24 protein-coding genes are annotated in these 24787 nt (G+C 68.6%); 13 read left to right on the forward strand and 11 right to left on the reverse strand.

Annotation, left to right across the window (positions count from 1 at the left end; all coding sequences use genetic code 11):
- Nucleotides 1-28 precede the first annotated feature (28 nt).
- The gene (locus ABJF88_05010; protein ID MEP0546270.1) at nt 29-622 is read right to left on the reverse strand and encodes a sigma-70 family RNA polymerase sigma factor; all 594 of its coding nucleotides are present in this window, start codon (nt 620-622) and stop codon (nt 29-31) included.
- A gap of 230 nt (nt 623-852) precedes the next feature.
- Between ABJF88_05010 and ABJF88_05015 the strand changes: the two genes are divergently transcribed.
- From ABJF88_05015 to ABJF88_05025, 3 genes are all read left to right on the forward strand, one after another.
- Complete coding sequence (locus ABJF88_05015; protein ID MEP0546271.1) at nt 853-2451, forward strand: phytoene desaturase; 1599 nt, start codon at nt 853-855, stop codon at nt 2449-2451.
- Nucleotides 2452-2490: 39 nt separating this feature from the next.
- A complete protein-coding gene (locus ABJF88_05020) occupies nt 2491-3090 on the forward strand; it encodes an AP2 domain-containing protein (protein ID MEP0546272.1) in 600 nt (199 codons plus the stop codon).
- A gap of 201 nt (nt 3091-3291) precedes the next feature.
- The gene (locus tag ABJF88_05025; protein ID MEP0546273.1) at nt 3292-4689 is read left to right on the forward strand and encodes a T9SS type A sorting domain-containing protein; all 1398 of its coding nucleotides are present in this window, start codon (nt 3292-3294) and stop codon (nt 4687-4689) included.
- Nucleotides 4690-4696: 7 nt separating this feature from the next.
- On the opposite strand, the gene ABJF88_05030 is transcribed toward ABJF88_05025, so the two are convergent.
- The 3 genes from ABJF88_05030 to ABJF88_05040 all read right to left on the reverse strand — a co-directional run bounded on the left by ABJF88_05030 (nt 4697) and on the right by ABJF88_05040 (nt 7679).
- Entirely contained in the window at nt 4697-6064 is a 1368-nt protein-coding gene (locus ABJF88_05030) for an FtsX-like permease family protein (GenBank protein ID MEP0546274.1), read from the reverse strand.
- On the reverse strand, nt 6064-6783 hold the full coding sequence (locus ABJF88_05035) for an ABC transporter ATP-binding protein (GenBank protein MEP0546275.1): 720 nt from the start codon (nt 6781-6783) through the stop codon (nt 6064-6066). The genes ABJF88_05030 and ABJF88_05035 overlap by 1 nt, the downstream gene beginning before the upstream one ends.
- 71 nt (nt 6784-6854) lie before the next feature.
- Nucleotides 6855-7679 (reverse strand): hypothetical protein, encoded by an 825-nt coding sequence (locus ABJF88_05040; protein ID MEP0546276.1) that lies wholly within the window; start codon nt 7677-7679, stop codon nt 6855-6857.
- Nucleotides 7680-7975: 296 nt separating this feature from the next.
- Here ABJF88_05040 and metH point away from each other — a divergent pair, with 296 nt between their 5' ends.
- The 3 genes from metH to ABJF88_05055 all read left to right on the forward strand — a co-directional run bounded on the left by metH (nt 7976) and on the right by ABJF88_05055 (nt 13466).
- Nucleotides 7976-11728: a methionine synthase gene (gene metH / locus ABJF88_05045; protein ID MEP0546277.1), complete on the forward strand. Its 3753-nt coding sequence runs from the start codon at nt 7976-7978 to the stop codon at nt 11726-11728.
- 114 nt (nt 11729-11842) lie between these two features.
- Nucleotides 11843-12736: a DUF922 domain-containing protein gene (locus tag ABJF88_05050; protein ID MEP0546278.1), complete on the forward strand. Its 894-nt coding sequence runs from the start codon at nt 11843-11845 to the stop codon at nt 12734-12736.
- 202 nt (nt 12737-12938) lie between these two features.
- The gene (locus ABJF88_05055; GenBank protein MEP0546279.1) at nt 12939-13466 is read left to right on the forward strand and encodes a DUF922 domain-containing protein; all 528 of its coding nucleotides are present in this window, start codon (nt 12939-12941) and stop codon (nt 13464-13466) included.
- Between the two features lie 42 nt (nt 13467-13508).
- Here ABJF88_05055 and ABJF88_05060 read toward each other — a convergent pair whose 3' ends face one another.
- From ABJF88_05060 to ABJF88_05070, 3 genes are read right to left on the reverse strand one after another with little or no spacing between them, the layout of a single operon-like run.
- Nucleotides 13509-14159 (reverse strand): porin family protein, encoded by a 651-nt coding sequence (locus ABJF88_05060; protein ID MEP0546280.1) that lies wholly within the window; start codon nt 14157-14159, stop codon nt 13509-13511.
- A gap of 33 nt (nt 14160-14192) precedes the next feature.
- Entirely contained in the window at nt 14193-14570 is a 378-nt protein-coding gene (locus ABJF88_05065) for a hypothetical protein (protein MEP0546281.1), read from the reverse strand.
- A gap of 8 nt (nt 14571-14578) precedes the next feature.
- The gene (locus ABJF88_05070) at nt 14579-15349 is read right to left on the reverse strand and encodes an enoyl-CoA hydratase (GenBank protein ID MEP0546282.1); all 771 of its coding nucleotides are present in this window, start codon (nt 15347-15349) and stop codon (nt 14579-14581) included.
- A gap of 113 nt (nt 15350-15462) precedes the next feature.
- Here ABJF88_05070 and ABJF88_05075 point away from each other — a divergent pair, with 113 nt between their 5' ends.
- On the forward strand, nt 15463-16044 hold the full coding sequence (locus ABJF88_05075; protein MEP0546283.1) for a biotin transporter BioY: 582 nt from the start codon (nt 15463-15465) through the stop codon (nt 16042-16044).
- A 7-nt stretch (nt 16045-16051) separates the two neighbouring features.
- On the opposite strand, the gene ABJF88_05080 is transcribed toward ABJF88_05075, so the two are convergent.
- Nucleotides 16052-17227: a carboxypeptidase-like regulatory domain-containing protein gene (locus tag ABJF88_05080; protein ID MEP0546284.1), complete on the reverse strand. Its 1176-nt coding sequence runs from the start codon at nt 17225-17227 to the stop codon at nt 16052-16054.
- A 286-nt stretch (nt 17228-17513) separates the two neighbouring features.
- Here ABJF88_05080 and ABJF88_05085 point away from each other — a divergent pair, with 286 nt between their 5' ends.
- The 6 genes from ABJF88_05085 to mgtE all read left to right on the forward strand — a co-directional run bounded on the left by ABJF88_05085 (nt 17514) and on the right by mgtE (nt 23565).
- Nucleotides 17514-18155, forward strand: a complete 642-nt coding sequence (locus tag ABJF88_05085; GenBank protein ID MEP0546285.1) for a hypothetical protein — start codon at nt 17514-17516, stop codon at nt 18153-18155.
- A 147-nt stretch (nt 18156-18302) separates the two neighbouring features.
- The gene (locus tag ABJF88_05090; GenBank protein ID MEP0546286.1) at nt 18303-19490 is read left to right on the forward strand and encodes a hypothetical protein; all 1188 of its coding nucleotides are present in this window, start codon (nt 18303-18305) and stop codon (nt 19488-19490) included.
- A 71-nt stretch (nt 19491-19561) separates the two neighbouring features.
- Nucleotides 19562-20662, forward strand: coding sequence for a VWA domain-containing protein (locus ABJF88_05095; protein ID MEP0546287.1), 1101 nt, complete (start codon nt 19562-19564; stop codon nt 20660-20662).
- Between the two features lie 34 nt (nt 20663-20696).
- The gene (locus ABJF88_05100; GenBank protein ID MEP0546288.1) at nt 20697-21206 is read left to right on the forward strand and encodes an N-acetyltransferase; all 510 of its coding nucleotides are present in this window, start codon (nt 20697-20699) and stop codon (nt 21204-21206) included.
- Nucleotides 21207-21297: 91 nt separating this feature from the next.
- A complete protein-coding gene (gene rsmA, locus ABJF88_05105; protein MEP0546289.1) occupies nt 21298-22077 on the forward strand; it encodes a 16S rRNA (adenine(1518)-N(6)/adenine(1519)-N(6))-dimethyltransferase RsmA in 780 nt (259 codons plus the stop codon).
- 87 nt (nt 22078-22164) lie between these two features.
- Nucleotides 22165-23565: a magnesium transporter gene (mgtE, locus tag ABJF88_05110; protein ID MEP0546290.1), complete on the forward strand. Its 1401-nt coding sequence runs from the start codon at nt 22165-22167 to the stop codon at nt 23563-23565.
- Between the two features lie 19 nt (nt 23566-23584).
- On the opposite strand, the gene ABJF88_05115 is transcribed toward mgtE, so the two are convergent.
- From ABJF88_05115 to ABJF88_05125, 3 genes are all read right to left on the reverse strand, one after another.
- The gene (locus tag ABJF88_05115; GenBank protein MEP0546291.1) at nt 23585-23944 is read right to left on the reverse strand and encodes a DUF1499 domain-containing protein; all 360 of its coding nucleotides are present in this window, start codon (nt 23942-23944) and stop codon (nt 23585-23587) included.
- Nucleotides 23945-24016: 72 nt separating this feature from the next.
- Nucleotides 24017-24439 carry a cytochrome c maturation protein CcmE gene (locus tag ABJF88_05120; protein MEP0546292.1) on the reverse strand — a complete coding sequence of 141 codons (423 nt, stop codon included), beginning with the start codon at nt 24437-24439 and terminating at the stop codon, nt 24017-24019.
- 23 nt (nt 24440-24462) lie between these two features.
- Nucleotides 24463-24765: a CcmD family protein gene (locus ABJF88_05125; protein ID MEP0546293.1), complete on the reverse strand. Its 303-nt coding sequence runs from the start codon at nt 24763-24765 to the stop codon at nt 24463-24465.
- Nucleotides 24766-24787: the final 22 nt, after the last annotated feature.

A 24787-nucleotide genomic window follows, 5' to 3' on the forward strand; every position in this document is an offset into this window, starting at 1 on the left:
GGATAGCGCGAAACGGGCGGGGCCGGAGTCATCCTGTCCCCGGCTCCCCCCCGGATTCGAGGGCGTGGCGGAGCCACGCCCGCGCCATCCGCCAGTCCCGGACGACGGTGACGCGCGCGACGCCGAGCGCCTCGGCGGTCTCCGTCACCGTGAGGCCCGCGAAGAACCGGCACTCCACGATGCGCACGTGCCGGGGGTTGATCCGCTCTAGCTGCTCCATCGCCTGGTCGAGCGCGATGAGCTCCTCGACCTGGGGGCCGGCGAGGGGCGGACTGTTCTCGTCGATGGTGATGTGAACGGCTCCCCCGCCTCGCTTGTCTGCGTTACGTGCGCGGGCGTAGCTGACGAGGACGTGCCGCATCGCCCGCGACGCCACGGCGAAGAAGTGCGCCCTGTTCTCCCAGTCTTTGCGGTCGTTCCCGACGAGCTTGAGGTACGCTTCGTTGACGAGGGCCGTCGTGTTGAGCGTGTGCCCCGGGCGCTCCCGTCGGAGCTGGCGGTGGGCGATCGACCGGAGCGTGCCGATCACCTCGGGCAGCAACTCGTCGAAGGCCTCGGCTCGCCCGGCGCCGAGCTCCTGGAGGAGCCGCGTGACGGAAGGGTCGGGATCCGCAGAGTTCATAGCGCGCGAGGCATGAAGGGGGGACCGTGCGGCGGGCTCGGGGCCGTTACCGCAAGGTACGCATCGGAGCGTCATCCTAGAGGCAGCGCGGCGGGTCGGTCGCGCCCGGGAGCAGGCATCCAAGGCTCGCAAACTAAGTGGACGTTTTGAACGTTTTCGTGAAACTTCCCCCTGCTCGCCTCGTTAGCGGGTTAGATCTGAACAAACAGGTCCCATTTGAAGAGAGCATCATGAGCTGGATGTCCCGGCTATCGCGTCGCGCCGACGCCCGACTGAATGTCCGCACCGCCCCCGTATCGCTGGGGCCGGACGCCCCCCACGTCGTCGTGGTCGGGGCAGGGTTCGGGGGGCTCGCGGCGGCCGTCCGACTCCTCGTGCGCGGCTACCGCGTCACCGTCGTGGACCGGCTCGATCAGCCCGGCGGGCGCGCCCGCGTCTTCGAGCAGGACGGCTACACGTTCGATGCGGGCCCGACACTCATCACCGCGCCGTTCCTCTTCGCCGAACTGTGGAAGCTGGCCGGGCGGCGGATGGAGGACGATGTCGAGTTCGTCCCAATCTCCCCGTTCTACCGCATCCGGTTCGACGATGGCGAGGTCTTCGACTACACCGGCGATGCAGCCGCGATGCGCCGCGAGATCGCCCGGTTTAACCCGGACGACGTGGCAGGCTACGACCGCTTCCTCAAGAAGAGCGAGCAGATCTACGATGTCGGCTTCGAAGAGCTCGGGCACGTCCCGTTCGGGCGCGTGATGGATATGGCACGGATCGCCCCGGCGATGGCGGCGCTCGAAAGCTACCGGACGGTCTACGGCCTCGTGTCGAAGTACATCAAAGACGAGCGGCTGCGGCAGGTCTTCTCGTTCCACCCCCTCCTCGTCGGCGGCAACCCGTTTTCGACGACGAGCATCTACACGCTCATCGCCTTCCTCGAACGGAAGTGGGGCGTGTGGTACGCGATGGGCGGGACGGGCGCGCTCGTCCGCGGCATCGCCGACCTGGTCGAAGATCTCGGCGGGACGTTCCGCCTCGGCGAGACGGTCGAGGAGATCACCGTCGAGCAGGACGGTCGCCGTCCGCGCGCAACCGGCGTTCGGCTCGCCACCGGCGAGCACCTCGCGTCCGACCTGGTCGTCTCGAACGCCGATGCGGCGTGGACCTACCGCCACCTCATCGCTCCCGAGCACCGGACGACGTGGACCGACGACCGCGTGGACCGGGCGAAGCTCTCGATGAGCCTCTTCGTGTGGTATTTCGGCACCGACAAGCAGTACGAGGACGTCGCCCACCACACGATCCTCCTAGGCCCGCGCTACCGCGAACTCCTCGACGACATCTTCCACAAGAAGCACCTCGCCGACGACTTCTCGCTCTACCTCCACCGCCCCACGGCGACGGACCCGTCGATGGCCCCGCCCGGGCACGACAGCTTCTACGTCCTCTCGCCCGTGCCGCACCTCGACAGCGGGACCGACTGGAGCACCGAGACCGAGAAGTACCGCAAAGCCATCGCGCAGTCGCTCTCCGAGTCCGTGCTGCCGGGGCTCGAAGACCACCTCACGGCCAGCCTCACGCTGACGCCGCAGGGCTTCCTCGACGACTACCTCTCGGTGCGCGGCGCGGCGTTCTCCTTCGAGCCCGTGCTGACGCAGAGCGCCTACTTTCGCCCGCACAACGCGAGCGAAGACGTCGACGGGCTCTACCTCGTCGGCGCGGGGACGCACCCCGGCGCGGGCATGCCCGGCGTGCTCTCCTCGGCCCGCGTGCTCGACACCGTCGTGCCCGACCCCGCCGATCTCCCTGTTTCCCGAACCCTCCAAACCGCCTGAACCGTCGCTTCCATCGGCGTTTCGCAGACTCCCCCGATTATGTCGAAGCATCATCACGTCGTCCGCATCGACATCGAGCCGTCCGAGGACAGCCCGCGCCGTAGCTCTACGCACGGTTGGCAGGTCCGCGTGAGCCACGATGGGACGCGCAAGACCAAGTTTTTCGCCGATCGCAAGTACGGCGGGCGCGAGGCCGCGCTCCAACTCGCCATCGACCACCGCGATGAGTTGCTCGAAGCCCGCCCCGAGCCGAGCGGTCCCGTGGAGCGCCGCGCGCAGAAGCGGAGCACGTCCGGTGTGGCCGGCGTCCGCCTCGCGTTCAAGAACGAGACGGCGTACATCGAAGCCAACTGGGTGGGGGACGACGGGCGCTCCGTGACCTCGTTCTCGGTGGGCCGGTGGGGCCTGCGTAAGGCGACGTGGCAGGCGTGCAAGAGCCGCGCCGTCGGCCTAGGCGTGCGCAATCCCGAACGGATTCAGACCATGTTCGAGACGGCATATCCGAACCTGCAGGAGAGCCTTGCCGCCGCGCTCGCGGAGCGCAACCAAGAGGCGTTGCCGACGCTCGGTGCTGGCGAAGTCGGCGGGGACGGGGCGATGCACCGCTCGGTGCAGGAGCCGAAGCAGCAGGAAGCGTAGCGGCGTCGGCGCGCCGATTAGCGAGCACGTCGTTTATTCAGCGGCCCCGTCTGAGCGTCAGGCGGGGCCGTTGGCGTTCGATAGTGCCGTGGGAATGACGAGAGGTTGACTTGGCAGCGCCGTCCTCGTACCGTTTCAGGAGCGATAACTTAATCCTGACAGCGGCTTCGCCTTCTGCCTGCCCCCCTGATCTCTGCTTTCATGTCCACTTCTGGAACGCTGTCGCTTGCTGTACTGTCGCTCGCTTTAATCCTGCCGTTCGCCGCTCCGGCTCCGTGTGCGCAACCCGAAGCAGATTCTCTCGCGTGGGAACTCGTCGGACAGCCCCTTGAAGCACACGGCCTTCTCGCCGCCGGAATAGCCGACGATCTGCCGCTGTCGGTCTATGCCAACGGGCCGGATGGCCTCTTCGTCATCCACTCCGGCGAGGAGGACTGGACGCTCGTCGCCCTGCGTAACGATGGCGGCTTCCGCACGAACGATGATACCTTCGTCTCACGCGAGGGCACCCTGTTCGGGGTCGGGTTCAGCAGCCTTCAGCGCTCCCCCGACGGCGGGCAGACGTGGGTGTACGTCCTCGATGGCTGCGGCATCGCGCCCATCTATACGTCCGCTGGTGCCCTCATCTGTAATCTCGACGGCCATCCCTCGGACACGATTGCCCGGAGCACCGATGACGGGCTCACTTGGGAGCCGATCGACATGTGGCCGACGCTCGAAGGCCGCATCCTCCCGCTTACCTTCGCCACGCTCCCGGTCTCGGCTGACCTCTCCAGCGGGCGGATCGTCGCCGGCGGCAACGACGCCATCGTCTACTCCGACGATGACGGCTTCTCGTGGGAGCCGACGAATCTCTACGCCGGTTTTCGCTACCGAATCAACTCCATTGTCCGCGCGCCGTGGGGCCTGATCTACGCCGCTGTGAACGACTTCGCCGAGGACGACATCGGCGGGATGTGGGAGAGCTTCGACGGGGCGGTGTGGACACGGGTAGGGCAGATTTCGGCTCCTCCCGACAACGGAGGGGCGCAGATCATTGCTCTCGGTGACTCGATGCTCTGCTCGATCAACCCCGGCGAGACGCAGGATATCCAGGTGTACTGCTCGGGGGACCGTGGGCGGACGTGGGCGGGGACAGGCGTGATCGCGGCAGAGGAGGCGGTCGGGAACGCGGTGCGGAAGGAGGAACTCATCGTGGGACCAGAGGGGCGGTTGTGGCTGGGGGTGACGGGGGTGGGGCCTGGCACGGAGGGTGGAGTGTTCCGCACGGTGGAGCCGGTGGTTCCGGTGAGTGCAGAGGACGGGCCGGAGCCGGGAAAGCCGGGCGTTGAACTTGGCGCGGCGTATCCGAACCCGTCGAGCGGGGCGGTGACGGTGCCGCTTGTGCTATCGGAAGTAGCCGAGGTCTCGGTCGTGGTCTACGACGTGCTCGGGCGGCAGGTGGCCGTGCTCGCGGACGGGCGCGTGGAGGCGGGGCGTCACGCATTCGCGCTCGACGGCGGCACGCTACCGGCCGGGCTCTACATCGTGCGTGCCACGGTGCGGACGGACGATGGCACGGAGCGGGCGTTCTCGCAGCGGGTGAGCATCGTCCGCTGAGCAGGCGTCAGACGTGGCGGAGCGCGTCGATGGGCTCGACGCGGGCGGCGCGGCGCGCGGGCAGAAACCCGGCCGACACGCTCACGACGAGCGTCACCGCGACGATCGCAGCGACGAGCCCGAGCGGCGTGTGGAACACGTCCACCGGCGGAATCCCGATCCGGTCGAGGTACGCGATCACGCCCGCCGACAGCCCTGCGGTGAGGAGCCACCCGAAGACGATCCCGAGCGCGCCGCCCGCGATCCCGAGCAGCAGGCTCTCGGCGACGAACAGCCGCTGCACGTCGCCGTCCTCGCCGCCGATTGCCTTCATCACGCCGATCTCGCGCGTCCGCTCGACGACGTTCATCATCATCGTGTTCGCGATCCCGATCGTGGCGACGAAGAGCGCGATGAGGCCGACGATCGCGAGCGTGCCGTTGAGGATCGCGAAGAGCCGGTCGAGCTGGGCGAACTGGTCGCGGAAGCCGGTGGCGAAGAGGCCCTGCCGTTCGATGGCCGTTTTGACCTCGGCATAGGCGTCCTCGCTGCGGAGCTGGACGCGTGCCGCCGTGTAGCCGCCCGTGTCGTCGCCGCGCGTGACGAGGTCGAGCGTCGAAAAGAACGTCACCTTTTGGAGCGAGGCGGCGAAGTCGAGCGGGACGAGGAGGCGGACGAAGCCGGAGAGCGCCTGCCCTTCTTCGGGCAGCACGCCCGCCACGCGCAGGAGGTGCTTCTTCTCCTTCAAGGGAAGCGTTCGCATCCCGAGCCCGAACGAGAACATCGCCTGCTGGAGCTTCGCGTAGTCGAGCGTGGCCGTGATCACTTTCACCGTCTGCCCGACGGCCGTTTCGGCAGGCACGAAGCCGAGCCGCTCCGCCATCGACGGCGGGATCAGCACGGCCGAGTCCGCGGGCGTGGCGAAGAACGCGCCGGCGGCGGGCTGGTACGCGGGGAGCGACTGGAACTGCATCGGCACGGCCTCGGCCCCGGCGAAGACTTCGCGGCTGCCCACGCGCACGCGGACGGGGAACGCGACCTCGGGATACGCCGCGAGCACGTCCGGGAGCGCCGCGATCTCGGCGAGCACGCTGTCAGTGAGCGGGACGAGGTCGAGCTTTTCAGCGCGGGCGCCGACTTCGTCGAGCGAGCGGACCGACACATCGCTGAACGAGTCGATGGGGTTCGGCGTCGAGGTGACGCGGAGGGTGTTGTAGAGTTCGAGCGTGGCGAACTCCTCGTCGGCGAGGCGCTGGAGGCCGGTGCCGTACGAAAGCAGCGCGTAGAGCGCCGCCACGCCGACGGCGACGCCGACGAGCGTCAGCGCGCTGCGCGTCCGGTTGCGGAGGAGGTTGCCCGCGGCGAGGCGGAAGAGGTCGGCGAGCTGCACGGGCATTACGCGAAGGCGAGGGACGAGTCGGCGAGCGGGCCGGCTTCGGCGACGGCGCCGTCGTCGAGCCGGACGACCCACTCGGCGGCGTCGCGGAACTCGGCGAGGTTGTGGGTCACGACGAGGACCGAGCGGCCCTCGCGGTGGATCGCCCGCAGCAAGTCGACGATCTCCTCAGCCGTCTGCGAGTCGAGGTTGCCCGTCGGCTCGTCGGCGAGGAGGAGCGGCGGGTCGTGGACGAGCGCCCGCGCGACGGCGACGCGCTGCTGCTCGCCGCCGGACAGCTCATCCGGCCGGTGCTCGATCCGCTGCGCGAGCCCGACCTGGGCGAGCGCCGCCTCGGCCCTGGCCCGCCGCTCGGCCCGACCCACGCCCGCCATCATGAGCGGCAGCTCGACGTTCCCGAGCGCCGTCATCGACGGGACGAGGTTGAAGCGCTGGAAGATCATTCCGACGGCCTCGCGCCGGTACCGCGCCCGCTCCGCCCGGTCGAGGTCTGTCACCGCCCACGGGCCCACCGTGATGCGCCCCGCCGTCGGCTGCTCCATCGCCGCGAGCACGTGCATCAGCGTCGACTTGCCCGAGCCGCTGCGGCCGACGACGGCCGTGAACGTGTTGGGCGGCAGCGCGAGGTCCACGTCGCGGAGCGCGTGCACGGCGGTGGGGCCGCGCTGGTACGAGCGCGAGACGCCTTCGAAGCGGATGAACGAGTCGGGAGATTCCATGGGGAGCGAGAAGAGGGTGGGCATACTGACCCCCAATCCCTTTGTTCGCCTAACCCGGCCGTGTTTTGCAGTTATCCGCCTTCGAGGTCGCCGAGGAGAAACTGCCCGTCGATCTCCATGAACGAGGCGTAGATCGCCCCCGTCTCGCCGGACCCGTCGGGGCGGAGGAAGTCGATCTGGAGGACGTGCCACGTGCCCTCGGACTCGGTGTCGGTGAAGTAGCGGGCGAAGCCGTAGCCGGTCGGGCCAACGTGCTCGACGAAGGCGTAGAGCCGCTGGGCGAAGTCGTCGGCGCGGGCGCGGTCGGCGGGCGCGGCCGGGTCGCAGGGCCAGACGCGGAACGAGCCGTCCTTCTCTTCGGCGTAGCACCCGATGAGCGGCGCGACGGCCTCGACATTCGGAGCGTGCCGGAGGAGCGCCTCCATCCGCGCTTTCACACGCGCCTCGTCGGCGGGCGATGGCGACGGGAGCGGCGGCGGCATCCCCGATACGTCGGCGAGGAGCATCTGCCCGTCTACCTCGATGAACGTCAGCGTCGGGAGGTCGGGCGCGTCCGGGCGGCGACGGACTTTGACCTGGACGAAGTGCAGTGTCAGGTCGCCCTCGCGCTCCGTGCGGTACGAGTCGGCGACGTAGGGAATCGCTTCGCCGAACGTGGTGCGGAGGTGGTCAAGGAGGGGATTGATGCGCTCCGCGTGAGACGCCGCATCGCACGGGAAGAACTCGCGGTCGTCGGTGAAGCAGACGACGAGCGGGGCGAGTGTCGCTGCATCGCCCGCGCGGGCGGCTGCCACCGCCGCGTCGAGCGTCGCGACGGCGCGCGCCTCGTCCGACCGCGCCTCAGGTTGTGCGGCGGCGGCGGCGGCGAGGAGCAGAAACAGGAAAGGGTAGCGCATCGCAGCAGGAAGGTTTAAAGTCCCTAACAAAACCCAGGCTTGTCATTGCGAGCGCAGCGAAGCAATCTCCTCGCACCAGCAGTCCGAAGGAGATTGCCGCGTCGCTACGCTCCTCGCAATGACATCATTCTTTGATCAGCCTGCTTTGAAATAGTACGATACGAGGAGATTCTATGCCCACGCTAGCCGTCCATGTCGGCCCCGCTGAACCCTTCGAGACTTCGTTCGTTCTGCTCGCTCGGGAAGATCGACCCCTCTATCGAGGTGGTACCTTTGCTCAGACCAACACTCGTCCTATGACCGACCGCGCCGACCGCCTCCGCCAGCTTCTCGCCGACCGCATCCTCGTCCTCGACGGCGCGATGGGCACGATGATCCAGCGCCACGCGCTCGACGAAGCCGACTTCCGCGGCGAGCGTTTCGCTGATTGGTCGCAGCCGTTGAAGGGGAACAACGACCTCCTCACGCTGACGCAGCCCGCGCTCATCCGCGACATCCACCGCGCGTTCCTCGACGCGGGCTCGGACCTCATCGAGACGAATACGTTCAACAGCACGTCGATCTCGCAGGCCGACTACGGGATGGAAGGGCTCGTCTACGAGCTCAACGCCGAAGCCGCCCGGCTCGCGCGCGAAGCAGCCGACGCGAAGACAGCCGAGACGCCCGACCGGCCACGCTTCGTCGCCGGCGCGCTCGGGCCGACGAACAAGACGCTCTCGCTCTCGCCCGACGTGAACGATCCGGGCTTCCGCGCGCTCAGCTACGAAGAACTGCGCGACGCGTACCGCGAGCAGATCGCCGGGCTCGTGGACGGCGGCGTCGACGTGCTCCTGATCGAAACGATCTTCGACACGCTGAATGCGAAGGCGGCGATCTCGGCCGTGATCCGCCACGCCGAAGAGACGGGCACGCAGACGCCCGTGATGCTCTCCGGCACCATCGTCGACATGAGCGGGCGGACGCTCTCGGGGCAGACCGTCGAGGCGTTCTGGCTCGCGCTCAGCCACTGCCCGAACCTCCTCTCCATCGGGCTCAACTGCGCGCTCGGCTCGGCGCAGATGCGGCCGTTCATCGAGGCGCTGTCGAAGGTCGCGACGGTCCACACGAGCCTCTACCCGAACGCCGGGCTGCCGAACGAGATGGGCGGCTACGACGAGTCGCCCGCGTTCATGGCGAAGGAGGTCGGCGAGTACGCCGAGGCCGGGTTCGTCAACATCGTCGGCGGGTGCTGCGGGACGACGCCGGACCACATCGCCGCGATCGCCGAGGCGGCGACGCAGCACGCGCCGCGCCCGATCCCGACGCTCGACCCCACGCTCCGGCTAAGCGGGCTCGAACCGCTTGTCGTTCGGCCCGAGACCAACTTCGTCAACATCGGCGAGCGGACGAACGTGACGGGGAGCCGCAAATTCGCCCGCCTCATCCTCGAAGGCGACTACGAGGAGGCGCTCTCCGTCGCGCTCCAACAGGTCGAGGACGGCGCGCAGCTCATCGACGTGAACATGGACGAGGGAATGCTCGACGGCGCCGCCGCGATGCAGACCTTTCTGAAGCTCGTCGCCACCGAGCCCGACATCGCGCGCGTGCCCGTCGTCGTCGACTCGTCGAAGTGGGACGTGATCGAGGCCGGGTTGCAGTGCGTGCAGGGTAAAGGCGTCGTCAACTCGATCTCGATGAAAGAGGGCGAGGAGGCGTTTCTGAAGCAGGCGCGGCGCGTCCGCGAGTACGGCGCAGCCGTCATCGTGATGGCCTTCGACGAGGATGGGCAGGCCGATACCGTCGAGCGGCGGAAGACGATCTGCGAGCGCGCCTATCGGCTGCTCGTCGATGAGGTCGGCTTTCCGCCCGAGGACATCATCTTCGACCCCAACGTGTTCGCCGTGGCAACGGGGCTGGAGGAGCACCGCCGCTACGCGCTCGACTTCATCGAGGCGACGCGCTGGATCAAAGCGAACCTCCCGCACGCCCGCGTGTCCGGCGGCATCTCGAACCTCTCGTTCTCGTTTCGCGGCAACGACCGCGTCCGCGAGGCGATGCACGCCGCGTTCCTCTACCACGCGGGCCGCGCCGGGCTCGACATGGGCATCGTCAACGCCGGGCAGCTCGAAGTCTATTCCGAGATCGAGCCCGACCTCTTGGAGCGGGTCGAGGACGTGCTCTTCGACCGGCGCGACGACGCGACGGAGCGGCTCGTCGACCTCGCCGAGCAGATCGCGGCGGAGGGGACGGAAGTGAAGGAAGAAAAGGCGCTCGCGTGGCGCGAGGCGCCGGTCGAGGAGCGGCTGAAGCACGCGCTCGTCAAAGGCATCGTCGAGTTCGTCGAGGCCGACACGGAGGAGGCGCGGCAGAAGTACCCGAAGCCGCTCGACGTGATCGAGGGGCCGCTGATGGACGGGATGAACGTCGTCGGCGACCTGTTCGGAAGCGGACAGATGTTTCTCCCGCAGGTCGTCAAGAGCGCGCGCGTGATGAAGAAGTCGGTGGCGTACCTGCTGCCGTTCATCGAAGCCGAGAAGGAGGAGAGCGGGACGGAAGCGAAGGCGCTCCCCCGCGTGCTGATGGCGACGGTGAAGGGCGACGTGCACGACATCGGCAAGAACATCGTCGGCGTCGTGTTGCAGTGCAACAACTTTGAGGTGATCGACCTCGGCGTGATGGTGTCGCCGGAGAAGATCCTGGCCGCGGCGAAGGAGCACGCCGTCGACGTGATCGGGCTGAGCGGGCTCATCACGCCGTCGCTCGATGAGATGGTGCACCTCGCGAAGGAGATGGAGCGGCAAGGCTTCGACCTCCCCCTCCTCATCGGCGGGGCGACGACGTCGAAGGTGCACACCGCCGTGAAGGTCGCGCCGCACTATTCCGGGACCGTCGTCCACGTCCTCGACGCGAGCCGCAGCGTGCCCGTCGTGCAGAAGCTCATCACGCCCGAGCAGCGCGACGACTTCGCCGCCGAGACCGCTGCCGAGTACGCCGACGTCCGCGAGCAGTACGCCCGCCGCAGCCGGACGACGAAGCTCCTCCCGCTCGACGCCGCCCGCGCGAACCGGCTCGAACTCGACTGGGACGCCGCGCCGATCACCACGCCGCGCGCGCTCGGCGTCCAAGCGTTCCGAGACTTCCCGCTCGACGAACTCCGCGCATACATCGACTGGACGCCGTTCTTCATCGCGTGGGAGATGAAGGGCAAGTACCCGCAGATCTTCGACGACGCCGAGCGGGGCGAGGCCGCCCGCCGCCTCTTCGACGACGCGAACGCGCTCCTCGACCGCATCATCGACGAGCAGCTTGTGCAGGCGCACGGCGTGGCCGGCCTCTGGCCCGCGAACGCCGACGGCGACGACATCCACCTCTACCGAAGCGAAGACCGGGGCGACGTGCTCGCGACGCTGCACACGCTCCGGCAGCAGACCGAGAAGACGCCGGGCAAGCCCAACCGCGCCCTCGCCGACTTCGTCGCGCCCCACGCGAGCGGGCGCGGCGACTATGCCGGCGCGTTCGTCGTCACCGCCGGCCACGGGCTCGGAGACCTCGTCGCCGCGTTCGAAGCCGACCACGACGATTACTCGGCGATCATGGCGAAGGCCCTCGCCGACCGCCTCGCCGAAGCCTTCGCCGAGCGCCTCCACGAGATCGTCCGCACCGACCTCTGGGGCTACGCGCCCGACGAGGCGCTCGCGAAGGACGACCTCGTCCGCGAGCAGTACGCCGGCATCCGCCCGGCGCCGGGCTACCCCGCGCAGCCCGACCACACCGAGAAGCCGCCGCTCTTCGACCTGCTCGAGGCGACGGCGCGGACGGGCGTCGGCCTCACGGAGCACCTCGCGATGACGCCGGCCGCATCGGTGTGCGGGCTGTACTTCGCGCACCCGGAGGCGGCGTACTTCAACCTCGGCCTGCTCGGGCGCGATCAGGTCGCGGACTACGCCCGGAGGAAGGGGATGCCGCAGGCGGAGGCCGAGCGGTGGCTCGCGCCGGTGCTCGGGTACGAGCCGGACACGCCGGTCGTCTCGGGCGACGGGGCATCGGTGCCGGAGCCGGCTGAGCGGTAGCGAATGGGTTTGGACAGGGGCGCGCGTCACCCAATCGGCCCGAAATGCCGACGGTGATTCGGAAGCTCGTGTGAAGGGCGATAACGACCGGGAGTGATTCTACGCCCCGGTCACATGCGCGCCTCCGTCGTCCTCTTTTGCTGCCTGCTGCTGACGCTCGCTCCTCACACAGCGCGGGCGCAGGGCAACCCCTTCGTGCAGATGGCGGGCGTGATGGATGTCTACGCCGGGCTCCCGATCGTCGGCTCCATGCTGGGACGCTCTGCCCTCGACCGTGCGGGCGGCGGCGTGTCCGCAGTCCGCGCTGCTGAAGCGGACCTGGCTTGGAAGGCTCCGGCGCGAGCCCCCATCGCGCTACCGACGCCGGAATTAGCCCTCTCCGATGGGGCGTCGCTGCGCCCGGCTGCCACGACGCTCCCGGTAGCTGAGCCCGTGACCGACGCAGTGATGGAGTCGGCGGCGACGAGCGTGGCCGGGTCGGTTGCGAGCGCCGGCATCGTGCGGGCCCGGTCGGAGACGACGTATTACGACGTGCGGGGTGCGAGTCGGGAAGACCTCGCGGCGGCGTTGCGAAAGCACGGACCGCGCATCCAGGGCTCACGCTTTTTTGGGTTGACCGAGTGGGAAGTCAGCGCGGAGTACCGTCCGGCTCAGGCTGTGGCCGGCTGCGCGATCAGCGACCTCACGGTCCACATCGCCGTCGAGACGCATCTTCCTCGGTGGACGCCATCGGGCCGGGCGTCGTCGGATCTCCACGGGGCGTGGGACCGGTTCGTCACCGCGCTCGACGAGCACGAAGAGGGCCACCGGGCGCTCGCCGAAGAGGCGGCCGACACGATCCGCCGCCGCCTCGCCTCCGTGCGTGTCGCGGGCTGCGATCAACTCGATCCGGTGGCGCAGCGGGCGATGATGGAGGTGATGAATGCGTACGAATCGCGCAATCTCGCCTACGATGCGGAGACGGGCCACGGCCGCACGCAGGGCGCTGTCTGGCCGCCGAGCGAGTAGGTCGGCCGCCGGAGACGTTGACCTTACTGTTCGTGGATGGGGTGACCTCAACTAATACTTGAAGGTTTCTCACGAACGGGCGATATTGAAGGAGCCACCTCTCATCGTCGTTGTGCGCGTCCTTCCCACCGTTCTCCTCCTTGCGTTGCTGAGCCCCTCGCTGGCGCGTGCGCAATCCCACGCACAGGCCGACGTGGGTGTGGTGCGCAGCTACGCGGAGAAGGTCTACTACGATATCGAAGGCGATACCCCTCACGCCCTCGCCGTCCAACTCGGCAAGCGGGGCCCGCAGGCGCGGGGGCGGCGCTTTTTCGGGATGACGGAGTGGGAGGTCAACGCGGAGTACCGGTGGCGCGAGCGGCCGAGCGGCTGCTCCATCGACGAACTAACCGTTCACGTAGCCGTGCAGACGCATCTCCCACGCTGGCGGCGTCCCGCCCACGCTTCGCCCTCGTTGCGGGGCGCGTGGAGCCAGTTCCTCGCTGCGCTCGACGGGCACGAGGACGGGCACCGCGCGCTCGCTGAAGAAGCCGCCGAGTCGATCCGGCGTCGGCTCGGCGCTCTGCGGGCGAGGACGTGTGGGCGCATCGAGGCCCAGGCTCACCGCGAGATGGTGGCCCTCCTCAACGAGTACGAGCGGCGCAATCTCGCCTACGACGCCGAAACCGGCCACGGCCGCACGCAGGGCGCCGTCTGGCCTCCCGGTCCGTGGCCGCGCGGCACGAATTGAAGCGCACCCGCTGACGCGCGCCGATGAAGCGCCGCCGCTCGGTCAGATTTCGACGCCGACGCGGATCTGCATCACCTGATTCTTCGTGGCGTCGGGGCGTCCCGCGAGCCCGTCGTACGCCTCCGTGAGGTCCCCGCTGAACCGGACTTCGACGAGGAGCGGGACCGGCAGCACTGTGCCGAAGCGGAGCCCCGCGCCCACGTCGTATCCCCACACGGTAGACGCATGCTCTTCGATGTTGAAGCGCACATCCTCCTCGTCGCCCGAAAAGAGGAGCTTCTCGTTGAGCAGCACGTCGAGGCGGGGTCCTGCTACGGCGTAGACCGAGGAGCCGAGGGGGCCGAGGGGGAGGGAGGGCTTGACGGCGAGGCCGAGCGAGAGGTAGTCGAGGGCGAGGGTGAACGTGCCCTGATCGATCACGACGATGTCGCCGTTGTCATCGGGCTGCGTGAGCGGGCCGTCGAAGGTCTGCCCCTTCTGCACGTACGCCACTTCCAGCGCCGCCGCCGCGTACGGGATCGGCGTGACCTCGACGAAGCCGGCGAGGTTGAAGCCCGTGCGCGCGTCGTCCCCCGGCGACTGCCGCGCGGCAGAGAAGCCGACGAATGTGCCGTAGTCGATCTGGACTTGGGCCTGCGCATCGAGGCCGACGAGGAGGGGGAGGAGGAGGAGGAGGAGACGGAGCGGTTTCATAGGAAGCATCGGAAACAGGGTAGGACGGAGCGACTACTCCGCCAGCGATGCGCGCAGCGCAGCGAGGCGATCGTGGATATCGAGTGGGACTGCGCCGCCCGCGTCGAGCGCGGCGTCATAAAGCCACAACGCCCGTTCGCGGCCGGCTGCCGCCGCATCTTCGTAGAGCAAGTCGGCGAGGGCGACGGCGTGGTCGGGAAGCAACGTGCCGCCGGCGGAGCAGACGGCGAGGAGGTCGGGCCGGGTGAGCCGGCGCAGCGCTTCCGGGTCGAGGTCGGTCGCGACGGCGAGGGCTTCGTCAAGCGCGACCTGCGCCTCGTCGGGCCGCGCAGCTTTTTTATGGAACAGCACGACGGCGAGCGCCTGCGTGAGCTGCTGAATCTGGCGGATGATGAAGTCGCGGGAGAACATGGGGCGGGCTAGCTGAAAGCCGAGAAGTCCGGCGCACGCTTCTCGAAAAAGGCCGTGAACGCCTCGGCGGCCTCGGGGCTCTGGAGCCGGTCGAGGAAGGCGGCGGCCTCGTCGCGGATCGTCGCCTGCACGGCCTCGCCGTGGGCGCGGCGGAGGAACTCCTTCGTCAGCCGAACGGACGCCGGCGGGCGGGCGGCGAGGGCGAGGGCGCGCTCCATCGCTACGTCGAGCAGCTTGTCCTCAGAGACGACCTCATTGACGAGGCCCCAATCGCGGGCCTGCTCGCCTGTGAACGGGTCGCCGAACAGTAGTAGCTCGGCGGCGCGCTGTGGCCCGACGACGAGCGGCAACAGGTAGCTCGACGCCGCCTCGGGGCAGAGGCCGAGCGTGACGAACGGCATCTGGAGGCGGGCGTCGCGCGTGGCGTAGACGAGGTCGCAGTGCAGCAGCAGCGTCGTCCCGATTCCGATCGCGGGGCCGTGGACGGCGGCCACGACGGGCTTCGTCGCCGTGCTGATCGCGTCGAGGAACTGGAAGACGGGGCTGGACTCGTCGGTGGGCGGGTGCTGGACGAAGTCGGCGAGGTCGTTGCCGGCGGTGAAGGCGTCGCCGGAGCCGTGGAGGAGGATCACGCGGACCGACGGGTCGGTCTCGGCCTGCCGGAAGGCGTCGGCGAGGGCGGCGTACATCGCAACCGTGAGCGCGTTCTTCTTCTCCGGCCGGTTGATCGTAATGCGGAGGATGCCGCCGTCGGCGGTCGTCAGGATGGGGGCGGACATGGAGCGGGGGACGGGTGAGCGAGAGCGGGGCGAGCGTCACGAAAGCTACGTTCGGGGCAAAGCCGGGATGGTGTATCTTTGGTGACCCCTCCCGACCCGTCGACCCGATTGCCATGTCCGCTCTCGCTCTCCGCTCCCCCCGTACCGCCTCCGTCGACCTCCTCCGCAGCGAGGACGCCTCGGCCCTCGTGCAAGTCGCCGGCATCGTCGGCTTCGCCCTCCTCGCCGTGCTCGGCGCGCAGGTGCGGATCTACCTCTGGGAGATCCCGATCACGCTGCAGACCGTCGCCGTCTACGGCAGCGGGCTCTTCCTCGGCTGGCGCAACGGGCTCCTCGCGATGGGGCTCTATCTGCTCCTCGGCCTGTTCTTCCCCGTGTTCGCGGGCGAAGGCTTCGGCGCGACGTACCTCCTCGGCGCGCTCTCGGCGGGCTACCTCCTCGCGCTCCCGCTCGTTGCCGCCGTCGTCGGCGCGGCGTCGGCTCGGTGGAACTCGTTCGCGGGCTCCTTCCTCTCCGTGGCGCTCGGATCCGTCGTGCTCTTCACGTGCGGCGTCGTCTGGCTGCACGTCGCCGCTGGCCACGCGACCTGGGCCGAGTCGATCTATAAGGGCTGGCTGCTGTTCGTGCTGTGGGACCTCGCGAAGCTCCTGCTCGTCAGCGGCGCGTACACCGGCATCCGCCGGATGACCGCCTGATCCGGCGTCACTCCACGGTTTGGCGCAGCGCCTCGGCGGCTTCTTCGGCACCGGGGATGCCGCTCTCGGCGAGGCCGTACTCGCGCGGCAGGTCGTCGGCGAAGCGCTCGTAGGCCATGTAGCCCGAGAGCACGATCGAGCGCGGGTCGAGCTCTTCGCCGAAGCGGTCGAGCTCGGCCGCGTCCTGGGCGATGGGGAAGCGCAGCTCTGACGTTTGTACCAGGCTCGGCGCGCGCTGCTCGCGGCTCCACTCGCGGTCGAGGAACGCCGCCTCTTCGGGCTCGCCGGTGTAGATCGTCTGTAGGACGCCGTGGTAGGTCAGCTTCCAGTCGCCCGCGCCGCCGCGCTTGAGGATCTCGCCGGGCGTCGTCGGAAAACGGCTGCTGGCGCGGTTGCCGCCGCCGAGGCCGCCAAAGCCGCCGGTTCCTTGCGCGGGCAGGAGGTAGAGCTTGAACCCTTGCTCCTCCGTATCGCCTGCGATGAGGGAGCGGATCAGGTGGCGCGGCGAGCCGAGGTACGCCTTCCGCCGGTTCGCCTGCCAGCGCACCCACTCGACTTCGTCGGCGGGCTCCAACTCTTCGAAGAGCGGCTCGCCGTCGTAGAAATTGGAGTTCGACTGCGCCTCGAACGCGGTGAGCGCGTAGCGGACGCGGTAGCCGAGCGCCCGGTTCTCGATGATGAGCGGCTCGGCGGCCCGCGCCGTGAGCGTGCCCCGCTTGTCCTCGAAGTCGAGCACGTACGGGTTGAGGATCTCCGTCTCCGCCGCGTTCTCGGTCTCCCCGATGAAGCGCCGCTCGAAGCGCTTGTACCGCTCCTGCCACTTCGCGTCTTGTGTGGACTCGACCGTCACCTCGCCGAGCTCGAACTCGGCCTCCTTCAGCCGGAAATTGACGGTGCGAACCTCGCCGGGCTCGAGGAGGACGAGGTCTTCGGATTTCGTCTCGTACCCGATGACGGAGGCCACGAGGCGATACGCGCCGAGCGGCACGTTCGCCAGCCAGAACTGCCCCTCCGCGTTCGAGATCGTCCCGCGCTGTGACTGCGTGAGGAACACGTTCGCGCCGGGGATCGGCTGGCCGTCGGTGTCGGTGACGGTGCCGGTGAGGACGGCGGTGGCGGGCTGCGCAGCGGCGGGGAAGGCGGTGGTGAGGAGTAGGACGAGCCAGCAGGCGGAGCGGAGCATGGGGCGCAGGGTAGGGCGGAGGATGGGGCGCCGTGAGAACGAGCGGCCGGGGACGGATAGTGTACGCGCGGCGGGGCCCTTCGGCGTGCCGCGCTCGGCGCGATCCGTATCCAGTTCGTCGGACCGCTGCCCACGATCGTGGACGGATGAGCCGCGCCGTACTGTGTCAGAGGCCACGAACGGCGTTGGACCCGACCTTGCGTGGGCGACGTACGCGCCGCGTTACTCCGCCCCACACGACGGCGGCTCTTTGCCTGAACCCGCTCCACACGAACCCGCAATCGCTATGACCTCCGCCCGCCACCTCACGCTCTTCGCCCTCGGCCTCCTCGGGCTGCTCTTCGTCCTCGCCGGCTGCGACAGCGACAGCCTCGACGACCGCGACCCCGATGTCATCGTCGAGAACGACGTCCGCGTGATCCAGTTTACCCTTAACGACACGGACAGCCAGGGCGATTTTCGGTTTGACCGCACGTTCAGTACCGATAGTTCGGAGGTACAGTACGAGACGGACAACCAGTTCTACCCACAACTCGCGGCCCTTCTCACGGAGCGGACGGTGGACGAAGGCGTCGTGCTGCTCTACGTTTCCGACGTGCTCAACGAGAACGGCCTCCGCCGCAGCGGGTGGACGGCGCTCCCGCTCGCCCTCGGCTTCGACGTGGACTCGCCGACGGGGAACGAGCCCGATGGCTTCGTCGATTACGTCCTCACAACGACGTACACCTTCGACGTGAACCAGCTGTTCGTGAACCTCGTGGCCTCAGACACGGCGACGATCGGCTTCCTCCAGGACACGCAGGAGTTTCTCTCGAACCTCGAAGACATCCGATTCCGGCTCGTCGCGATCCCCGGTGGTGGGTTGAACCGGGGCCTCGACTACTCCGACTACGAAGCGGTGAAGCAGGCGTACAACCTGCCCGACTGACCGCGCTGCGGGACGAACACGAGAGCGCCGCCTCCGCTTCGGGGGCGGCGCTCTCTGTACGAACGGCCGTCGTCCCGGCGTTCGTTCTAACAGAGGAACAGCGATTTGTACCCCCTGTACCAGCCCTGTCGAATGACCGTGAGCCCTATGCCCGTCCGCCTCCTCGTCCGCCGCGTCGCCCTCCTGCTCGTGCTGTGCGCCGCCGGCATGGCGCCTGCTTCGGCGCAGCGCGCGGTCCTCGAAGACCCCGTCTTCAAAGCCGAGGCCCGGCGCGGGCTCGACCACCTCTACAACATGGAGTTCGACGAGGCCGAGCGCGTCTTCGACCGGCTCGCGGCGCGGACGCCGGACCACCCCGTTGCCCCGTTCCTCCAGGCCCTCGTCCCGTGGTGGCAGATCCTCATGGACCTCTCTGACACGAGCCACGACGACGCCTTCTTCGACGCGATGGACGAGGTGATCGACCGCTCCGATCGCCTGCTCCGCCGCGACGGCGACAACCTCGACGCGAAGTTCTTCAAGGGCGCCGCGCTCGGCTTCCGGGGCCGGCTCCAGTCCAACCGCCGCCGCTGGCTCAAAGCCGCCCTCGATGGGAAGCGCGCGATGGACTACGTGCTCGACGTGGCCGACGAGGACCCGCGCAACGCCGACTTCGTCTTCGGCAAGGGGATCTACGACTACTACGCCGCCGCCGTGCCCGAGCGGTATTCGTGGAGCAAGCCGTTCGTGGCGATGTTTCCGTCCGGCAGCAAGCCGCGTGGGCTCGCCGCGATGCACCGGACGTTCCGCGAGGGCAGCTACCTCCAGGCCGAAGCCGCGTACTTCCTCCTCCAGATCTACTACCTCTACGAGAGCGACTACGCCAAGAGCCAGCAGTTCATCCGTTGGCTCCGCACCAACTACCCGGACAATGCGTTCTTCCACGCGATGGAGGGCCGCATCTACGCCCGCTTCGGCGATCTCGAACGGTCCGACGACGTGTTCAAGACGGTGATGCGGCGGTACGGGCTCCGCGACACCGGTTACAACGACGCCATCGCCGAGCAGGCGCTCTACTACCTCGGCCGTGCCGAGCAGACGCGGCAGAACTACGGGCAGTCGCTCGCCCATTTCTACCGGCTGGAGCAGATCGCTGATGCGCGCCCGCAGCAGAGCGCGTTCAAAACGCTCGGCCGTCTCCGGCAGGGGATGTCGCACGACGCGCGCGGCGAGCGGCAGAAGGCGTTGCAGCGCTACCGTGAAGTGCTCCGGCTCAACGATTTCTCCGGATCGCACGACCGCGCCCGCCGTTACATCGAGACGCCGTACGGACGGGGCTCCGTGGACAGCGGGTGACCCAAAGGATCGAAAGAGCCGACGAGCGGAAGGGATCATAGACCACTGACGACAGACAACGGACCGCCACCATGTTCTTCCGCTATTCCGAGTGGGACGAGAGCCGCCACGGGCAGAACCAGCCCACGTTCGATAAGCTTTTCGATCTCTTCCAGCAGCTCCTCTATCACACCGGCGGCGACGCCGACGAAGCCCTCCGCTGGCTCACCCAGCTCGACAACAAGTACGGGCTCGGCGACAATGAGATGGGCATCGGCGACTTCATCGAGGAGTTGCAGAACCGCGGCATCATCGAGCGCGACGAGCAGACGGGCGTCACGCAGATCACGGCGAAGGGGGAGCGCGGGCTGCGGCAGCGTTCGCTCGAAGACATCTTCTCCCACCTCCGCAAGAGCGGGCGCGGCGGCCACAAAACGCCCCACGCCGGGGCCGGCGACGAACGCCTCCCCGAGACCCGACCCTATTCGTTCGGCGACGACATCCAGAGCCTCGACGTCACCGGCACGCTCTCGAACGCCTTCCGCCGCTCCGGCCTCGGCGATTTCTCCCTCTCCGAAGACGACTTCCAGGTCTACGAGACCGACCACCACACGAGCGTGGCGACCGTCCTGATGATCGACCTCTCGCACTCGATGGTGCTCTACGGCGAGGACCGGATCACGCCCGCGCGCAAGACCGCGATGGCGCTCGCCGAGCTCATCATGACGCGCTATCCGAAGGACACGCTCGACATCGTCGCGTTCGGGAATGAGGCGTGGGAAGTGGCGGTGAAGGACCTGCCGTACCTCCAGGTCGGCCCATTCCACACGAACACGCGGGCCGGGTTGGAGCGCGCCCGCACGATCCTCCGCCGCCGGAAGAACCGGAACAAGCAGATCTTCATGATCACCGACGGCAAGCCGAGCGCGCACTTCGAGGCGGGCCGGCTCTACAAGAACTCGTACGGGCTCGACCGGAAGATCGTGAACAAGGTGCTGGACGAGGCCGCCATCTGCCGCCGCGAGCGGATCACGATCACGACGTTTATGATCGCGCGCGATCCGTATCTCCAGAACTTCGTCCGCGAGATGACCGAGACGAACCAGGGCCGCGCCTACTACGCCGGGCTCGACGACCTCGGCGGGTTCATCTTCGAGGACTACGTCCGCAACCGCCGCAAATTCACGCGGTGAGACGTCTCCGAGTCGAGGCCGCTGGAGGATTCCTATGAGACCGGACATCCGTCCCGAGCGAGCCGAGGACGCCGCCGCCGTCCGGCGCGTCAACGATGCAGCGTTCGCCCGACCGGACGAGGCTGACCTCGTAGACCGGCTCCGCGAGCGGGTGCCGTCGTACCTCGCCCTCGTCGCCGTGCTCGACGGGGAGGTCGTCGGCCACATCGCGTTCACGCCCGTTACTCTCGACCCCGCGAGGCCCGGCCTCGACGTGCGTGGGCTTGCTCCGATGGCGGTTCTCCCGCCGCACCAACGTTCCGGCATCGGCGCGGCGCTCGTGCACGCAGGACTCGACGCCTGCCGGCGGGACGGAGCAGATGGGGTCGTCGTGCTCGGCCACCCGGACTACTACCCCCGATTCGGGTTCGAACCCGCCGCTGCCTCCGGCCTCGCGTCGGAGTACGACGTGCCGCCGGAAGCGTTCATGGTGCAGGCGCTGAGGCAGGGTGCGCTCGACGGCGTCGAAGGGCTCGTTCGTTACGACGCGGTCTTCGCATCCTGACGCGACACAGGGACCGGTCGGTTCTGCAGCGGTCCTCACCTCGCCTGTTCTTCGTAGGGTCGCGCGGCCGTGCGACCCTATCTTTTTGCCCATGAGCATCCGCCCGAAGAAGAGCCTCGGCCAGAACTTCCTCCGCGACCCCAACACGATCCGAAAGATCGCGGCGTCGGTGGGGGCGCCGGAGGGCGCAGCGGTCGTCGAGATCGGGCCGGGGACGGGGGCGCTGACGGAGGAACTGCTGCGGCACTACCCCGACCTCACGGCCGTCGAGGTGGACGAGCGGGCGGTCGAGCATCTGCACGAAGCGTTGCCCGCCCTCGACGTGCGGCAGCAGGACGTGCTGGAGACGGATTGGGCGGCGCTCGCCGAAGAGAAGGGGGAGCAGCTGTGGGTCGTCGGCAACCTCCCGTATTACATCACCTCGCCGATTCTTTTCTCGCTCCTCGACGCGCGGCAGCATCTTCGGCGGGCCGTCGTGATGATGCAGAAGGAGGTCGCCGAGCGGCTCGTCGCCGTGCCGAGCACGAAGGCGTACGGGATCCTCAGCGTGCAGACGCAACTGCTGGCGCGGCCGACGCTGCTCTTCGACGTGAGTCGCCACGTCTTCCACCCTGTGCCAAATGTCACGAGTGCCGTCGTCGCCCTCGACTTCGACGCGCCTGAGCCGGGCGTGGATGTGGAGCGACTGCGGCGGACGGTGCGGACGGCGTTCAACCAGCGCCGGAAGACGCTCCGCAACAGCCTCAAGCCCATCACGTCATCGACGGGACACAACGTGCCCGATGCGCTCGCGGGGCGGCGGCCCGAGGCCCTCGAGCCGCACGAGTTCGTCGGGCTGGCGGATGCCATTTTCGGTGGCGACGGCGCGTAGCGGTCCTTCTGCCTCTATCTTCGGGCGCTCTCCGTCTCCGAAGCGGGCGCCGCGTGTGGCGCCCCATCCCCTCGCCGTCCGAACACCGTGGAACCCACTCCCCCCGAGCTAGAGCGCGTCCCCGCGCCCGTCGCCGTCGACGAGGTCTTCGTCGATGACGTGGCGGCGTTGCTCCGGGACGGGCAGCAGGGGATGGTGCTGCTCCTCGTGGCCGAGCTGCACCCGGCCGACGTCGCGCAGCTCCTCCGCCGCCTCCCGCCTGACGCGGCCGACGAGCTCTTCGGCTGGCTTCCCGAGGAGCAGGCCGGCGCGGCGCTCCCCGAGATGGAGAGCGCGCAGCGCTCCGACCTCCTCGACGAGATGGAGACGCACGCGATCGTCTCGCTTCTCGACGAGATCGACACCGACGACGCGGCCGACGTGCTCGCCGACCTCCGCCCCGATGTGGCCGAGCGCGTGCTGCCCCGGCTCGAAGACGCCGACGAGATCGAGGCGCTCCTCCGCTACGAGGACGACACGGCCGGCGGCCTCATGGAGACGGACTACGTCGCCGTTCCCCAGACCGTGACCGTCGCCGAAGCGACGGAGGAGCTGCGCCGCTGTGCCGAGGAGGTGGACCCCGTCTACGTCGTCTACGTCCTCGACGCTGAGGACCGGCTCGTCGGCCTCGTGGACCTCAAGACGCTCGTGCTCGCCCGCAGTGATGCGCCGATCACGTCGATCATGGACACCGATCTCGTGACGGTCGAGCCGGACCTCGATCAGGAGGAGGTCGCGCGGATCATGGAACGGTATGACCTCGTGATCCTGCCCGTCGTCAGCAGCAGCGGGCACTTCCTCGGGCGCATCACGATCGACGACATCGTGGACGTGATCCGCGACGAGGCCGAGGAGGACTTGCAGCGCGCGAGCGGCATCGCGGGCGACGAGGAGTTCTCGGCGTCGGTATTCGCGATCTCGCGCGGCCGGCTCGTGTGGCTGCTGATCGGGCTCGTCGGCGCCTACGGTTCGGGCCTCGTGATCCGCGGGTTCGAGGGCGCGCTCGAAGCCGCCGCCGTGCTCGCCATGTTCATCCCGATCGTGATGGCGATGGCGGGGAACGCGGGGATCCAGAGCTCGGCGATCGCCGTGCAGGGCCTCGCCTCGGGCGACCTGTGGAACTCCGACGTGCCGCGCCGCCTCGCCAAAGAACTCGCCGTCGCGCTCATCAACGGCGTCGCCCTCGCCCTCGCCCTCGGCCTGATCGTCGTGGCGATGGGCTCGCTCGGCGGGCTCGGCGACGTCGACACGCCGCGGCTCGCCCTCACGTCCGCCCTCTCGCTCCTCATCGTGATCGTGATCGCGACCGTGCTCGGCGCGACGATCCCGCTCCTGCTCGACCGCGTCGGCATCGACCCCGCGCTCGCCACCGGCCCGTTCATCACGACGTCGAACGACATCATCGGGCTGGCCGTGTTCTTCACCGTCGCGTCGCTGCTCTACCTGTAACCGACGCGACGAGCAGGCGCTACGCGAGGCCGTCGAGGAAGGCGCGGACGCGGCGGCGGTTCGTCCCGAGGTCGCCCGCGCCGACGCGGCTGGCGCTGCGAACGTGGACCACGGCACCGCCCGCATGCGGCGCGACGCGGAGGTCGAAGTCGTCGGTGAAGAAGAGCACTTTGAACGTGGCGTGGAGGCTGAGGCGGTCGCCGTCGCGCTCGATCTCGACGGCGTGGCCGATCGTGAGCCCGCTGAGTTCACGGAGGCGGGCGAGCGCGTCGGTGAAGAGCTTGGCCGGGGGCCGATCGAACGTGCGGCTCTCCCGGTAGCAGTTCGGCGTGGCGGGGCAGGGCGGCAGCGGGCTTTCGGGAAGGGCGGGAGCAGCCATCAGGGAGAGGGGAAACGACACGCGCAGCCCCGGATCGGTCGGAGCTGCGCGCGAGAGAGGAGGGGGCGCTGGCTAGAGCGCGGTCGGCTGCGTAGTGGGCGCAGTCGGCGGGGCGGCATCTTGAAACTCGCGTTCGTCGTTGTACTTCGACGGGCACTTGATGAGGATGTGCTCGGCGGCAAACACGTCGCCGTCCATCTGGCCCTCGACGACGACCTGCATGGCGTCCTCGAAGTTGGCCGGCTTCGGGTTGGGGTAGTAGACCTGGCGGACGGCGCCGGCCTCGTCCTTCATGAAGAAGGAGAACGTGTTCGAGTTGCGGTCGTAGGTGGTCGGCTGGGCCTTGACCCACTCGCCGACGACGTGGGCGCGGGACTGCGATTCCGTCGCCTCGGCGAAGTCCATGTACCCGCCGACGTTCTCGCCGAAGGAGCGCATCACCAGGAACGTGAACGCGGCCAGCATGACCACGCCGATGATCGTTTTAGGCTTCATGACTGCAGAGGTTGAGCGGGTGGTTACGCGATGATCTCATCGTCCCGTGCGGGTACGCGCGTGTCGACGGCTTGTTCGAGCGCGGCGAGGCGGCGGTCCGTACGGAAGAGGAAGAACAGGATCCCGAACCAGATGATGAGCACGACGGCGAGGACGACGTAGAGCTTGTCCTGCTGAAGCATCACCGTTTCGAGCCCGACCGGCGCCGCTTCGGGCATCTCGGTCCCGGCCCACACGCTGTCGTAGACGGCGGAGCCGTGGGCCACGCCGTCGGAGGCGGTCGTGTCGATCTGGAACGCCTGCGGCGGGCTCGCTGGGGTCTGCATGCGGGGCGGTTCGGGTTCGGGG

The sequence above is a fragment of the Rhodothermales bacterium genome, assembly GCA_039944855.1.
GTDB lineage: Bacteria > Bacteroidota > Rhodothermia > Rhodothermales > JANQRZ01 > JBBSMX01.

Bases quoted from the DNA above. Each gene is read 5' to 3' on its own strand.
- ABJF88_05085 (MEP0546285.1), top strand. From the start codon at position 17,514: ATGACCTCCGCCCGCCACCTCACGCTCTTCGCCCTCGGCCTCCTCGGG.
- ABJF88_05100 (MEP0546288.1), top strand. From the start codon at position 20,697: ATGAGACCGGACATCCGTCCCGAGCGAGCCGAGGACGCCGCCGCCGTC.
- ABJF88_05065 (MEP0546281.1), bottom strand. From the start codon at position 14,570: ATGTTCTCCCGCGACTTCATCATCCGCCAGATTCAGCAGCTCACGCAG.
- ABJF88_05035 (MEP0546275.1), bottom strand. From the start codon at position 6,783: ATGGAATCTCCCGACTCGTTCATCCGCTTCGAAGGCGTCTCGCGCTCG.
- ABJF88_05010 (MEP0546270.1), bottom strand. From the start codon at position 622: ATGAACTCTGCGGATCCCGACCCTTCCGTCACGCGGCTCCTCCAGGAG.
- ABJF88_05080 (MEP0546284.1), bottom strand. From the start codon at position 17,227: ATGCTCCGCTCCGCCTGCTGGCTCGTCCTACTCCTCACCACCGCCTTC.
- ABJF88_05125 (MEP0546293.1), bottom strand. From the start codon at position 24,765: ATGCAGACCCCAGCGAGCCCGCCGCAGGCGTTCCAGATCGACACGACC.
- ABJF88_05060 (MEP0546280.1), bottom strand. From the start codon at position 14,159: ATGAAACCGCTCCGTCTCCTCCTCCTCCTCCTCCCCCTCCTCGTCGGC.
- ABJF88_05115 (MEP0546291.1), bottom strand. From the start codon at position 23,944: ATGGCTGCTCCCGCCCTTCCCGAAAGCCCGCTGCCGCCCTGCCCCGCC.
- ABJF88_05095 (MEP0546287.1), top strand. From the start codon at position 19,562: ATGTTCTTCCGCTATTCCGAGTGGGACGAGAGCCGCCACGGGCAGAAC.
- ABJF88_05025 (MEP0546273.1), top strand. From the start codon at position 3,292: ATGTCCACTTCTGGAACGCTGTCGCTTGCTGTACTGTCGCTCGCTTTA.
- ABJF88_05120 (MEP0546292.1), bottom strand. From the start codon at position 24,439: ATGAAGCCTAAAACGATCATCGGCGTGGTCATGCTGGCCGCGTTCACG.
- ABJF88_05020 (MEP0546272.1), top strand. From the start codon at position 2,491: ATGTCGAAGCATCATCACGTCGTCCGCATCGACATCGAGCCGTCCGAG.
- metH (MEP0546277.1), top strand. From the start codon at position 7,976: ATGACCGACCGCGCCGACCGCCTCCGCCAGCTTCTCGCCGACCGCATC.
- rsmA (MEP0546289.1), top strand. From the start codon at position 21,298: ATGAGCATCCGCCCGAAGAAGAGCCTCGGCCAGAACTTCCTCCGCGAC.
- ABJF88_05090 (MEP0546286.1), top strand. From the start codon at position 18,303: ATGCCCGTCCGCCTCCTCGTCCGCCGCGTCGCCCTCCTGCTCGTGCTG.
- ABJF88_05050 (MEP0546278.1), top strand. From the start codon at position 11,843: ATGCGCGCCTCCGTCGTCCTCTTTTGCTGCCTGCTGCTGACGCTCGCT.
- ABJF88_05070 (MEP0546282.1), bottom strand. From the start codon at position 15,349: ATGTCCGCCCCCATCCTGACGACCGCCGACGGCGGCATCCTCCGCATT.
- ABJF88_05075 (MEP0546283.1), top strand. From the start codon at position 15,463: ATGTCCGCTCTCGCTCTCCGCTCCCCCCGTACCGCCTCCGTCGACCTC.
- ABJF88_05030 (MEP0546274.1), bottom strand. From the start codon at position 6,064: ATGCCCGTGCAGCTCGCCGACCTCTTCCGCCTCGCCGCGGGCAACCTC.
- ABJF88_05040 (MEP0546276.1), bottom strand. From the start codon at position 7,679: ATGCGCTACCCTTTCCTGTTTCTGCTCCTCGCCGCCGCCGCCGCCGCA.
- ABJF88_05015 (MEP0546271.1), top strand. From the start codon at position 853: ATGAGCTGGATGTCCCGGCTATCGCGTCGCGCCGACGCCCGACTGAAT.